Origin of the sequence: Amycolatopsis sacchari (genome assembly GCF_900114035.1) — a bacterium.
Lineage (GTDB): Bacteria > Actinomycetota > Actinomycetes > Mycobacteriales > Pseudonocardiaceae > Amycolatopsis_E > Amycolatopsis_E sacchari.
This window is the reverse complement of record NZ_FORP01000009.1, coordinates 123,446-135,434: the sequence shown is the minus strand read 5'-3', so window position 1 is coordinate 135,434 and position 11,989 is coordinate 123,446. Positions and strand designations below refer to the sequence as shown.

Annotated in this window: 14 protein-coding genes; 6 read left to right on the top strand and 8 right to left on the bottom strand. The window is 71.7% G+C overall.

Annotated elements, in window-relative coordinates; all coding sequences use genetic code 11:
- Positions 1–8: 8 nt before the first annotated feature.
- On the bottom strand, positions 9–644 hold the full coding sequence (locus BMZ92_RS17420) for a TetR/AcrR family transcriptional regulator C-terminal domain-containing protein (protein WP_091508697.1): 636 nt from the start codon (positions 642–644) through the stop codon (positions 9–11).
- A 90-nt stretch (positions 645–734) separates the two neighbouring features.
- Between BMZ92_RS17420 and BMZ92_RS17415 the strand changes: the two genes are divergently transcribed.
- Positions 735–1,679 carry an alpha/beta hydrolase gene (locus BMZ92_RS17415; RefSeq protein WP_091508694.1) on the top strand — a complete coding sequence of 315 codons (945 nt, stop codon included), beginning with the start codon at positions 735–737 and terminating at the stop codon, positions 1,677–1,679.
- 3 nt (positions 1,680–1,682) lie between these two features.
- Here BMZ92_RS17415 and BMZ92_RS17410 read toward each other — a convergent pair whose 3' ends face one another.
- Positions 1,683–2,213: a TetR/AcrR family transcriptional regulator gene (locus BMZ92_RS17410; RefSeq protein ID WP_091508693.1), complete on the bottom strand. Its 531-nt coding sequence runs from the start codon at positions 2,211–2,213 to the stop codon at positions 1,683–1,685.
- A 96-nt stretch (positions 2,214–2,309) separates the two neighbouring features.
- Here BMZ92_RS17410 and BMZ92_RS17405 point away from each other — a divergent pair, with 96 nt between their 5' ends.
- Both BMZ92_RS17405 and BMZ92_RS17400 read left to right on the top strand, forming a co-directional pair.
- Positions 2,310–3,218 carry an NmrA family NAD(P)-binding protein gene (locus tag BMZ92_RS17405; protein ID WP_091508690.1) on the top strand — a complete coding sequence of 303 codons (909 nt, stop codon included), beginning with the start codon at positions 2,310–2,312 and terminating at the stop codon, positions 3,216–3,218.
- 24 nt (positions 3,219–3,242) lie between these two features.
- On the top strand, positions 3,243–4,754 hold the full coding sequence (locus BMZ92_RS17400; RefSeq protein ID WP_091508688.1) for a carboxylesterase/lipase family protein: 1,512 nt from the start codon (positions 3,243–3,245) through the stop codon (positions 4,752–4,754).
- A gap of 20 nt (positions 4,755–4,774) precedes the next feature.
- Here BMZ92_RS17400 and BMZ92_RS17395 read toward each other — a convergent pair whose 3' ends face one another.
- A complete protein-coding gene (locus tag BMZ92_RS17395; protein WP_245783109.1) occupies positions 4,775–5,617 on the bottom strand; it encodes an enoyl-CoA hydratase/isomerase family protein in 843 nt (280 codons plus the stop codon).
- A 116-nt stretch (positions 5,618–5,733) separates the two neighbouring features.
- On the opposite strand from BMZ92_RS17395, the gene BMZ92_RS17390 reads away from it, so the two are divergent.
- Positions 5,734–6,096: a winged helix-turn-helix transcriptional regulator gene (locus tag BMZ92_RS17390; RefSeq protein WP_091508683.1), complete on the top strand. Its 363-nt coding sequence runs from the start codon at positions 5,734–5,736 to the stop codon at positions 6,094–6,096.
- A gap of 4 nt (positions 6,097–6,100) precedes the next feature.
- On the opposite strand, the gene BMZ92_RS17385 is transcribed toward BMZ92_RS17390, so the two are convergent.
- From BMZ92_RS17385 to BMZ92_RS17370, 4 genes are all read right to left on the bottom strand, one after another.
- Positions 6,101–6,901 (bottom strand): sensor histidine kinase, encoded by an 801-nt coding sequence (locus tag BMZ92_RS17385; protein WP_091508682.1) that lies wholly within the window; start codon positions 6,899–6,901, stop codon positions 6,101–6,103.
- Positions 6,898–7,596, bottom strand: a complete 699-nt coding sequence (locus tag BMZ92_RS17380) for a response regulator transcription factor (protein WP_091508912.1) — start codon at positions 7,594–7,596, stop codon at positions 6,898–6,900. The genes BMZ92_RS17385 and BMZ92_RS17380 overlap by 4 nt, the downstream gene beginning before the upstream one ends.
- Positions 7,593–9,743: an MMPL family transporter gene (locus BMZ92_RS17375; protein WP_091508680.1), complete on the bottom strand. Its 2,151-nt coding sequence runs from the start codon at positions 9,741–9,743 to the stop codon at positions 7,593–7,595. Before BMZ92_RS17375 ends, BMZ92_RS17380 begins: the two co-directional genes overlap by 4 nt.
- Positions 9,744–9,840: 97 nt before the next feature.
- Positions 9,841–10,407 (bottom strand): helix-turn-helix domain-containing protein, encoded by a 567-nt coding sequence (locus tag BMZ92_RS17370; RefSeq protein WP_245783108.1) that lies wholly within the window; start codon positions 10,405–10,407, stop codon positions 9,841–9,843.
- 88 nt (positions 10,408–10,495) lie between these two features.
- Here BMZ92_RS17370 and BMZ92_RS17365 point away from each other — a divergent pair, with 88 nt between their 5' ends.
- Positions 10,496–11,077, top strand: a complete 582-nt coding sequence (locus BMZ92_RS17365) for a class I SAM-dependent methyltransferase (protein WP_091508677.1) — start codon at positions 10,496–10,498, stop codon at positions 11,075–11,077.
- Positions 11,077–11,544, top strand: a complete 468-nt coding sequence (locus BMZ92_RS17360; RefSeq protein WP_091508910.1) for a DinB family protein — start codon at positions 11,077–11,079, stop codon at positions 11,542–11,544. Before BMZ92_RS17365 ends, BMZ92_RS17360 begins: the two co-directional genes overlap by 1 nt.
- A gap of 4 nt (positions 11,545–11,548) precedes the next feature.
- Here BMZ92_RS17360 and BMZ92_RS37415 read toward each other — a convergent pair whose 3' ends face one another.
- Entirely contained in the window at positions 11,549–11,938 is a 390-nt protein-coding gene (locus BMZ92_RS37415) for a nuclear transport factor 2 family protein (protein WP_177228743.1), read from the bottom strand.
- Positions 11,939–11,989: the final 51 nt, after the last annotated feature.

Below are 11,989 nucleotides of genomic sequence, written 5' to 3'. Positions count from 1 at the left end.
TTCCGCCGTCAGCGTGACTGCGCCGCGAGCCCGTCGAGGAGGACGGCGAGGTGCCGTTCGAACCGCTGGTCGCCGTCGTCGCGGAGGTGGCCTGCGGCCTTGACCAGTTCGGCGCCCTCACCCAGCCACGCGTCGCGGTCGGCCAGCGAATAGCGGGCCGGGTCGATGCCGGCGGACTGGCTGCGCTCCTGCTCCTCGATGACGAAACCGACGACGAACGCGGTGACCAGCTCGATGGCGTCGTCGGCTTCGGCGAGCGAGAACCCGGCTTCGGTCAGGCGCGCGAGCCAGGATTCCTTGGCCTTCACGACCTCGGGGTCGGAGAAGCGCGTGCCGCTGAAGATGCGTGCGCCGTCCCGGTGGCGGAGGTACTCCGTGCGCAGCACCCGGCCGTACGTGGCCAGGTCGTCCCGCCAGTCTGCCCCTGCGGGAATCGACGAGAGCGCGTCCGTGACGCGGCGCATGACGAAAGTGCTCATCTCGTCGAGCAGCTCCTGCTTGTTGCGCACGTGCCAATACAGTGCGGGTGCCGCCACGTCGAGCCGGGACGCGAGAGCGCGCACGGTGAGGGCGTCCATGCCCTTCTCGTCGAGCAGTTCGAGTGCCGCCGTCACGATCCGTTCCCGCGTGATGCCCTTCGCCACGGGGCTACGTTAACAAAGTTCAGGAGCCCGCCGAGATGACCGTCACCATCGCCGACGAGCCGTCGGACAGCGCGTGAGGGCTACCGCCTGATGCCCTTCAAAGATCCCGCCATCGCCTGGCGGCCCGCGCTGCTCGCCCGCGCGTTCCAGGTGTTCTTCCCGCTACTGGGCAGGCTCCTGCTCGAATCGCGGGACCTGCAGTTCGCCACGAAACCCGTTGCCGCACCGGCGAGGATCGCGATCCCGACCCGCCACGGTGAGATCCGCGCCCTGCTGTACTCACCGGTCCCGGCCGACCTGGAGGCGGAACTGTCCGCGGGACGGCGCCCTCCGGTGCACCTGCTCCTCCACGGCGGCGCGTTCGCGGTGCGCCGTCCGGAGCAGGAGGACAACGTCGCCAGGTACCTGGCCAGCGAACTGTCCTGCTACGTGGTCCTGCCCGACTACGACGTGGCCCCGCAGGTCCGGTTCCCCGTCGCGGAGCAGGAGTGTTACGACGCCTACTCGTGGATCCTCGACCAGGCGGGGAACCGGGGCTGGGACGCGGACCGGGTGTCCGTCGGTGGGGGCAGCGCGGGTGCGAAGCTCGCGCTGAGCGTGCTCGTGCAGGCGCTGCAGGACGGGAAACCCGCGCCGGTGGCCGCCAGCCTGGAATACGGCGCGTCGGACTTCTCCCTGCCCGACGAGAGCCGCACCTCCCCGCGGCGGGTCCCGGTCATCGGACCCTGGATGCTGCGGATGATCCGCGACACCTACCTCCTCGGCGCCGACCTGACCGATCCGGTGGTGTCACCGGCCCGGTACCCGGAACCGGGTGACTTCCCACCGCTGCTGATCCTCACCGGCGGCTTCGACACCCTCCGCCACGACATGCGCGCCTTCGCCGAGCGAGCCCGCGCGCACGGCGCCGACGTCACCTACCACGAGTTCCCCGGCGTCGACCACGGCTTCACGCACTTCAAGCACCTGGACACGGCGCGCACGGCCATCGCGATGATCGGCGACCACCTCCGTGCGGCCTACGGCAAGCGCTGACGCTCAGGGCAGCACGCCCACCAGTGCGAGTCCGAGCAGGCGGCGGGCCGTCGCCGCGTCGCCTTCGGTGGCGAGGGACACGGCCGTCACCAGGGTGAGCAGGTCGTCGGGGGACACCTCGGGGCGGACGGCGGCCGCGGTGCGTGCGCGGTTCACCAGGTCCGTCGTCGCGTCGCGGATGATGGTGTGGCAGGTTTCGCCGGCGCCCAGCGAGGCGGCCAGGCCGCGGGTGTCCGCGGCGGCGACGGTCAGTTCTTCCAGCCAGGTGACCAGTCCGGTCCGGGCATCTCCGCCCGCCAGTTCACCCGCTCTCCGGCGGAGGCGCTCCAGCGAATCCTGGAAGACCTCTTCGAGCAGTGCGTGCCGGGAGGCGAAGTGCCGGTGCAGGGTGGCCGACCCGACCCCGGCCTCGCGGGCGACCTCCTCGAGCGAGACCTGCGCGCCGTCCCGCGCCACCAGCGCCGCGGCCGCGGCGACGAGCCGTTCGTGGTTGCGCTGCCAGTCCGCGCGGGGCCTGGCCTCGGACTTCACCACGGCACGACCTTTCTTCTGGACAAACGGAGGGGCGCCCCATATCGTAGCGGGCGGAAAACGGGGTACCACCCCACTTATCTCCCGGAGAGGATCGCCGTGCCCACGCCACCGTCTTTCGTGCTGATCACCGGAGCGACCGGCAAGCAGGGCGGCGCCGTCGCCCGCGCGCTGCTGGCCGCCGGCGTCCCGGTGCGCGCCCTGGTCCGGGACCCCGGCGCCGAGCGTGCCGCCGCAGTCGGTGAGCTGGGCGCCACGCTCGTCCGGGGCGACCTCGACGACCTCCCGTCGCTGAAGGACGCCCTCGACGGCGCTCGCGCGGTGTTTTCGGTGCAGACGCCCGATCTCACCGATCCGGCGAGTGATGCCGAAGTCCGCCGCGGGCGCAACCTCGTCGACGCCGCCCTCGCCGCCGGTGTCGAGCAGTTCGTGCACACCTCCGTCTCGGGCACGGGCACGGTCGACCTCGAGAACTTCGACGAGTCACGCTGGGGTGCGCCCATGCGGGCCTACTACCACAGCAAGGCCGCGGTCGAGGACCTCGTGCGCGGTGCGGGTTTTCCACAGTGGACGGTCCTGCGCCCCGCGACGTTCATGGAGAACTTCGTGCGCCCGTCGGTCTACTTCGCCGAGTTGACGTCGGACCGGCTCCACGTCGCCGCCGACCTCGACGTCCGGCTCCCCTTCGTCGCGGTCGCCGACATCGGCGCCGCCGCAGCCGCGGCTTTCGCCCGACCGCACCGGTTCCACGGTGCCGAACTCGAACTCGCCGGTGACGTGCTGAGCTTCCGGGAGGCGGCCCGGATCCTGTCCGAGGTCCTCGGAACGACCATCGAGCTGCCCGCGAGCCCGGTGCCGGCGGAAGGTCCGCTGGCGGCGCTCTTGCAGGGACAGCAGCACATGAGTGCGCACCCGGCACCCGCGCGGCCCGAATTCGCCACGCGGCTGGGGCTGCCGGTGACGACGTTCCGCCGGTGGGCGGAGACCACCCTGCGCGCAGGGAGCTGAAACCGGACGACAGCGGGAGGAACCATGGCAACGGCGCCAACGCGGGTACGCACCAAGGTGCGTGCCGGGATCGTGGAAGGAACGTCCGAGGGAGGTGTTTCACGGTTCCTCGGCGTGCCCTTCGCCGCGGCTCCGTTCGGCGCCAACCGGCTGCGGCCGCCGCAACCGGTCGAGCCGTGGGAGGGGGTGCGGCCCGCGGTCGAACACGGGCCGACGGTGCCCAAGGAGCCCTACCCGCCGCAGTACCGGGCTTTCCTGCCGGAGGTCGACATCCCGGGGGAGGAGTGCCTGAACCTCAACGTCTGGACGCCCGACCCCGGCGCGGAAGGCCTGCCGGTGCTGGTGTTCATCCACGGCGGCGCGTTCGTGGCCGGCTCCGGGTCGGTGGCGCAGTACGACGGTTCGGCGTTCGCCCGTGCCGGGGTCGTGTGCGTGACCATCAACTACCGGCTGGGGGCCGAGGGTTTCCTCCACCTCGGCGACGGCGGGGCGAACCTGGGCCTGCTGGACCAGCTAGCGGCGCTGGAATGGGTGCGGGACAACATCGCCGCGTTCGGCGGTGACCCGGAGCGGGTCACGCTCGCCGGGGAGTCCGCGGGTGCGATGAGCGTGACCACGCTGCTGTCCATGGAGCGGAGCCGGGGTCTGTTCGCCAGGGCCATCGCGCAGAGCGGCAGCGCACTGCACATCCTCACCGACGAGCTGGGGCGGATGGTCAGCAGGCGCCTCGCCCAACGCCTGGACATCGAGCCGGCTCGCGCCGCGTTCGCCCGGATCGAGCCCGCGGTGCTCTCCCGCGCCGTGGACGACCTGGTGCGGGACGTGCAGGGGATACCGGATCCGGTTCGGTGGGGGTTCCTGGCGTTGACGTTGACCCCGTTCGCGCCCAGCGTCGACGGCGAGGTGCTGGAAAGCCACCCGCTCACCGCGTTCCGGTCGGGCGCGGGCGCTTCGGTGCCGTTGCTCACCGGCTGGAACCGCGACGAAGGGCGGTTCTTCCTCGTGGCGGGCGGAGCGATCGACGCGGTGGACGACGCGGCGCTGGCCGCCTCCGCGGAGGGGTACGGGTTGTCGGGGAGCGGTCTGGAGTTGTACCGCCGCAACCGGCCCGGCGCCTCGGCGGGAGACGTCCTGGCCGCCGTCTTCGGTGACTGGATGTTCGCCATGCCGGCGATCCGGGTGGCCGAGGCCAGGGAACCGGCCGCGTCCACGTGGGTGTACCGGTTCGACCACCCCGAGGACCGCTCGAACAACGGGTTCGGCCCGGCGCACGCCACCGAGCTGCCGTACGTCTTCGACACGATCGACCAGGAGCCCACCCACCCGCTCATCGGCGACTCGCCCTCGCGTGAAGTGGCCGACACCGTGCACGGCACGTGGGTCCGCTTCATCCGCGACGGCGATCCGGGCTGGTCCACCTACCGGCTCGGCAGCCGCCGCGTCGGGGTGCTCGGAAAGGACGTGCGCGAGGAGACCGACCCGGCGGCCGACGAGCGGCGGGCGTGGGAGGGGGCGCGCTCGACGTCGAGCGACTGAGCCGCCACGTCACGATGTCCCTACTGTCCATTGAGGACCGATGCGCTCACCTTGCGCAGCACCGATTCGATGTCGCGTTCGCCCTCCGGTGTCTGCGCGCCGGCTTCGAGCGCGGCGGCCATCAGCTGTTGCGCGGCGGGGAGCCCGACCAAGGACGCCCACGCCTCGTCCTCGACCACCAGCGCGGAACCGAAATCGGTGGGAGGCAAGGCGCGCTTCGCCGCCGCGACCACGCCGGGGGCGAGTGCGGCGATGGTGCGGGCGACTTCTGCCACGTACTCGTCGAGCTGTGCGGCGGGTACGGCGCGGTTGATCCAGCCGTAGGCCGCGGCGGTCGGGGCGTCGAACAACTGCCCGGTGAGCACGATTTCGAGCGCGCGGTTGCGGCCCACCCGGTCCCGCAGGTACTGGGTGGCGCCGCCGCCCGGCGTGATCCCCATCAACGCCTCGACCTGGCCCAGTCCGGCGGTTTCCGTTGCGGCGAAAGCCATATCCGCCGCGGCGACGAACTCGGCACCACCGCCGCGGGCCTTGCCGGCCAGCTTGACGATGGAGACCTGCGGCTGGTGCCGGAGCAGCTCGCCGACGGCCTGGAACACGTTCACGCCCTCGGGCGCGGCCGCGGCGAGCTCCTCCAGCACGTCCCTCTGATCGAGGATGTTCATGTCCACGTGGGCGAGGAAGAACTCCGGGTTCGCGCTCTCGAACACGATGACCTTCACCGAAGGGTCCTCGCGCAGGGGCAGCAGCAGATCACGGAGTTCCCGCATCGTGGTGGCACCGAGGACGTTGACGGGCGGGTTGTCGAACACGACGGTCAGCACGCCGTCGTCGGTGCTCGTGTGGAGGGTGGAGGAAGGCACGAGGTGTGCTCCGTTCTTGACAGGCATCCAGGTATTCGATGCATACCTAGCCTCGGTTCCGCTGCTAGCCTGGTCAAGAACGCACTTCCAAGGCACCTAGGATCCTGGAGGACACCATGGGGGAGCCGCGACCGTTCTTCAGCGCCGACTGCCCGAGCCGGCCGATCCTGGACCAGATCGCCGACAAGTGGTCCATGATGGTCATGGCGGTGCTGGAGCGCCCGGCGCGCTTCAACGAGCTGAAGCGGTGTCTCGACGGGATCACGCAGCGGGTGCTGACGCAGACCCTGCGCCGCCTCGAACGCAACGGGATGGTCCGGCGCACCGTCCTGCCGACCTCGCCCGTCGGGGTTGAGTACTCGCTGACCCCGTTGGGCGAGTCACTGCGTGTCCCGTTTGGACACCTCTACGACTGGACCGTCGAGCGCAGCGCGGAAATCGAGGCGAGCCAACGGGAGTACGACAGCAGGACGTCGTGAGCGCTCAGTCCTCGGCGGGTGCCGTGGTGGGGAAGGTGACCCGGACCGTGGTGCCCTGGCCGACCGTGGAGGTCACCCCGGCCGTGCCGCCGTGCGCGGTCACGATCGCCTCCACGATGGCCAGTCCCAGGCCCGTCGAGCCACCGCCGTCGCGGCTGCGGCTGGGATCGGCGCGGTAGAAGCGTTCGAACACGTGCGGCAGGTGCTCAGGTGCGATCCCCTCGCCCTCGTCGCTCACCGCGATCGCCACTTCGTCGTCGGCGGCGGTGACGGTCACGGTGACCGGCGTGCCAGGGCGAGTGTGCTGCACCGCGTTGCCGACGAGGTTGCGCAGCACCTGCTGGATGCGCGGCCCGTCCCCGTCGACGACCGCCCGCGCCGCCCCGCGCAGGGTGATCACGCGGTCCGCGCTGACCACCCTCGCGTCGTCGACCACCTCGCCCGCCAGCGCCACCACGTCCACCGGCTCGCGGTTCAGCGGCCTCGACGTGGTCAGGTGGGCCAGCAGGCCCAGCTCGTCGACGAGCAGCCGCATCCGGTCCACCTCGGCCTGCATCCGTTCCATCGCGTGGTCGAGCTGCTCGGGATCGGTGAGGCCGCCCTGGGCGTAGAGGTCGATCCAGCCGTGCATGGTCGCGAGCGGTGTGCGCAGTTCGTGGCTGGCGTCGGCGACGAAGCTGCGCAACAGTTCCTCGGCCCGCCGCTGGGCGTCGAAAGCATTCTGGACGGAGGCGGTGACGGCGGCGGCCTCCGGCCCGGCGAGCAGCCCGACGAGCGTCAGCTGCCACCGCGATAGCCGCTTCACCGCCGCACCGGCCGCAGGCTGTACCCGAACCCCCGCACGGTGTGGATCAACGACGGACCTCCCAGGTCGATCTTGCGGCGGAGGTTGGAGACGAACCGTTCCACCACGCCCGCGTCGCCGCCGAAGTCGTACTGCCAGACGTGTTCCAGGATCTGCGCTTTGGAGACCACCCGCCCGGCGTTGAGGAGCAGGTACCGCAGCAGCCGGAACTCGGTGGGGGAGAGCTCGACCGGCTGCCCGCCTCGGGTCACCACGTGCCGTGCCTCGTCCATTTCCAGGTCGTCGCAGCGCAGCACGCCCTCCGGCACGTCCGGCGGCACGCGGCGGGCCCGCCGCAGCAGCGCCTCCAGCCGCGCGGCGACCTCGACCACGTTGAACGGTTTGGTGAGGTAGTCGTCGCCGCCGAGCCGCAGCCCGCGCACGCGGTCGTCCAGCTCGTCGCGCGCGGTCAGGAACATGACGGGCACGTGGACCTCCCGCGAGCGCAGCAGCTGCACCAGGTCGAAACCGTCGGTGCCGGGCAGCATCACGTCCAGCACGATCGCGTCGGGCGGCCGGGCGTCGATCGCGGCGAGCGCGGCCGGCACGTCGCCGGCCGCCTCGACCTCGAACCCCGCGAACTTCAGTGCGGACAACAGCAGCTCCCGCAGGCCAGGGTCGTCGTCCACCACCAGGATGCGGTCCACGTCCCCTATCTCACCACCTCGACGGGGACGGCACGACGCGTCTTCGCGGGCTCGGCGAGCCGCGCGCCCTCGACGTCCAGGTTCGGCAGCACCCGGTCGAGTGACCGCGGCAGCCGCCACGCCCGGTGCCCGGCCAGCGCCAGCACCGCGGGCACGAGCGTCATCCGGACCAGGAACGCGTCCAGCAGCACACCGATCGCCAGCGCGAAGGCGATGGGTTTCAACGTGGCGTCACCGGCCGGGACGAAGCTCGCGAAGACCGCGACCATGATCAGCGCGGCGGCCGCCACGACCCGCGCCGAGGCGCCGAAGCCCCGGGTGACCGCGCGGCGCGGATCCCCGCTCCGGGCGTACACCTCGTGCATGCGGCTGACCAGGAAGACCTCGTAGTCCATGGCGAGTCCGAACAGGACCGCCATGAGGATGACCGGCATGAAGGTGATCACCGGCCCGGTGTGCGAAACCCCGATCAGGTCGGCGAACCAGCCCCACTGGAACACCGCGACCACCGCGCCCAGCGCCGCGCCGACCGAGAGCAGGAAGCCCAGCGCCGCCTTCAGCGGCACCACGATCGACCGGAAGGCCAGCAGCAGCAACAGGACCGCGAGTCCCACGACGATCAGGGCGAAGGGCACCAGTGAGGCGCTCACCAGGTCGGAGATGTCGAGTGCGATGGCGGTCGAGCCGGTGACCGCGACGGACGGCCCGCCCGCGGCCTCCAGGTCGGCCACGACCTGTTCGGTGCGTTCGTCCTGCGGCCCGGTCTCGGGGATCACGCGCAGGAGCGCGTACCGGCCGTCCGCGGACAGCTGCGGGGCGCTCACGGCGGCCACGCCGTCGACTGCGCCGAGCTTCCCGGGCAGGGCCGTGGCGTCGCCCCCGTCCCGCAGATCGGCCAGTACCAGCAACGGGCCGTTGAAGCCCGGGCCGAACGCGGCTGCCGTGAGGTCGTACGCCTGGCGCTGCGTGCTGGCCACCGGAGCGGAACCGTTGTCGGTGAGCGCGAGCCGCAACCCCAGCGCGGGCGCCGCCATGACGCCGAGCGCCGCGACGACGGTGACCACCGTGACCAGCGGCCGGCGGGTGATCAACCGGACCCAGCGCGAACCCAGGCTCGGCCGTCCGGCCTCACGCCGGGCGGCACGCGAACCGGGCTTCGGCCGCAGCCGCTCCCCGGCGAAGCCCAGCAGCGCCGGGATCAGGGTGACCGCCATCAGCACCGCGACGACCACCGAGCCGGCTGCGGACAGGCCCATCGCGGTCAGGAACGGGATCCGGACGACCGCCAGCCCGGCCAGCGCGATCACCACGGTGAGCCCGGCGAACACGACGGCGGTGCCCGCCGTGCCGATCGCGCGAGCGGCCGACTCCGCCACGGGCATGCCTGCCGCCAGCTGCGACCGGTGCCGCGCCACGATGAACAACGCGTAGTCGATGCCGACCGCCAGCCCGAGCATGAGGGCCATGGCGGGCGCGGTCGTCGGCAGCGTGAGCGCACCGGAGGCGGCGGCCAGCCCGGCGACGGTCGCGCCGACCCCGAGCAGTGCGGTGAGCAGGGGCAACCCGGCCGCCATCAGGGAGCCGAACGTGATCACGAGGACGGCCAGCGCGATCAGCAACCCCAGCACTTCGGCGCCCTGGCCGCTGTCGTCGGAGCTGTTCGCGTAGGCGGAACCGCCGAGCTCCACCCGCAGCCCGGCGTCGCGGGCGGGCTGGAACGCGTCCTCCAGCGCGTCCAGCGTGCCGTCCGCGAGCTGGGCGCTCTTCTCGGCGTAGTTGACGTTCGCCAGCGCGGTGCGACCGTCCGGCGAGATCATCTTCGCGGCGAACGGGTCCACCATCCCGGCGACCTGCGGTGCCTTCGCGGCGGCGGCGAGCGTCTGTTCGATGACGGGTTTCTGCCCGGCGACCTCGAGTCCTTCGGGTGCTACGAACACAACTTGCGCGGAGGCGCCCGAAGCGGCGGCGAACTCGTGCGACACGGTGTCCAGCGTCTGCTGGGCACGCGAGCCCGGGATCGAGAAGTCGTCCTCGTACGAGCCGCCTGCGGTGGCGGACAGCGCGCCGATGCCGGCGAGGACGGCCAGCCAGGCGACCAGGACGATCCGGCGGTGCCGGTGCGCCCAGGCACCGAGCCGGTGGAGCAGTGCGGCCATGACGGTGAACTCCCAAGGGGCGGTGGACCAATGCCCCTCCAGCACACCGCCCGAGCCTGACGGCCCGGTGCCCGCGAACCTGACGGTTGGCTGACGGTCAGCTGCCGGGGATGTGGGTGCGGACGCCCTGCGGGTCGAACAGGATGAGGAGTTCGACGGCCCCGCCGTCGGCGCTGCCCAGCCAGTGCGGCGAGGACGTGTCGAACTCGGCCGCCTCACCCGGCGGCACGACCAGGTCCCGGTCGCCGACGAGCAGCCGCAGGTGTCCACTGAGGACATACAGCCATTCGAACCCGGCGTGGGTCTGCGGGATCGGTTCCAGCGGTTCCGGGGAGGACGGGATGACCATCTTGAAGGCGTGCACCCCGCCGGGCCGCCGGGACAGGGGCACGAAGGTCATCCCGAACCGGTGGATCGGGGTGAGGTGGATGCGGGGATCGCCGGTGGGTGGCGCGCCGACGAGGTCGTCCAGCGGCACGCCGTAGGTGTGGGCCAGCGGCAGCAGCAGTTCGAGCGTCGCCCGGCGCTGACCGCTTTCCAGGCGCGACAAGGTGCTCTCGGAGACGCCGGTGATCCGCGCGAGTTCGGCGAGCGTGATGCCCCGTTGGCGCCGCAGCGCCCGCAGCCGCGGCCCGACGGAGGCGAGCACTTCGTCCGTGTTCACGCGTCCAGCTTGCCAGAACGGCAAGATCTCGTGCCGGATTCGCGGGCGGCTGGACAGACTGGGGCCGACACCGACCCGAGGAGTAGCCATGAACGTCCAGTTCTGGGACGACCTGCACGCGTCCCTGCCGGCGGCCACCAACCCGAACGTCCGCCTCACCGAAGTCGTCGCCGACCTGCCGCCGGGCGACGCGCTGGACCTCGGCTGCGGCGGCGGAGGTGACGCGCTGTGGCTCGCCGACCGGGGGTGGAAGGTCACCGCGGTGGACATCTCGGCCGTGGCGGTCTCGAAGGTCCGTGCCCTCGATGCCCGCATCACCGCGTTCCAGCACGATCTCGGCGACGGCTTCCCGCCCGGCGAGTTCGACCTGATCAGCGCCCACTACCTGCACACGCCGTTCGAACTGGACCGGACCACGGTCTTCCGCGCGGCAGCACACGCGTTGCGCCCGGGCGGGCACCTGCTGGTCGTCGACCACGGTTCGGTCGCACCTTGGTCCTGGGACCAGAACGCTCGCTTCCTGTCGCCCCAGGAGATCGCCGCGAACCTCAATTTAAGTCCTGTGTGGACGGTCGAGCGGGCCGACGCGCCCCGCCGGATCGCGACCGGACCGGACGGGACCACCGCCGAGGTCACCGATCACGTCCTGCTCATCCGGCGGGCCGCGTGATGCCTCGTCGCCGCGACACCCCACCGCCCCGCACCGGAAGCAGCGAAGCCGAGGTGCTGCGCGGGTTCCTGGACTACCTGCGGACGTCGATCGCCGCGAAGGTCGAGGGGGCGCCCGAGCCCGAGGTCCGGACGGCGGCGGTGCCGTCGGGCACGAACCTGCTGGGCCTGCTCAACCACCTGACGTTCGTCGAGCGGGCGATGTTCCTCGGCGACAAGGTGACCGACTGGCAGGCGACGTTCCGCGCCGCGCCGGAGGACAGCGTGGCCGAGGTGGTCGATCGGTACCGCTCGGCGGTCAAGCGGGCGAACGAGGTGCTGGACGGGTGCGCCGATCTCGGTGCTCCGGTGCGGCGGGGCGGGCCCGGCCTCCGGTGGGCGCTGACGCACCTGATCGAGGAGACCGCCCGCCACGCCGGCCACGCCGACATCCTGCGCGAGTGGATCGACGGTTCGACGGGGCGGTGAGCGGTCAGCCGCTCGTGGCCGGCACGCTCGGCATCGGGTGCTCGCTGGGCGCCTGTTCGACTTCTTCCATGAAGAAGCGGGATCGCACGATCTCGTCGCCGCGCACCGTGATCACGATGACGCCGCGCATGTCGGTCGCACCGGGCCGGACGTAGTGGAACTCGCCCCAGAAGTCGTCGCCTGCGGTGACCGAGTCGACGACCTCGACGTGGATGTCCGGGAACGCCTTGAGGATCATGACCCAGTTCTTCCGGACGTTCTCCCTGCCGACGAACGCCCGCGCGGGGTGAGCGGGGTGCGAGGTGTCCACGTCCTCGGCGAAGTTGGCGGCGATCGCGTCGGGGTCGTGCGCGTTGATGGCGTCGAGCAGCCGCTTGACCACGGGATTTTCCATGCCACCGACGCTAGCCCGCGCCACGTTCGCGAGCCTGGTGCCCGGCCGCTG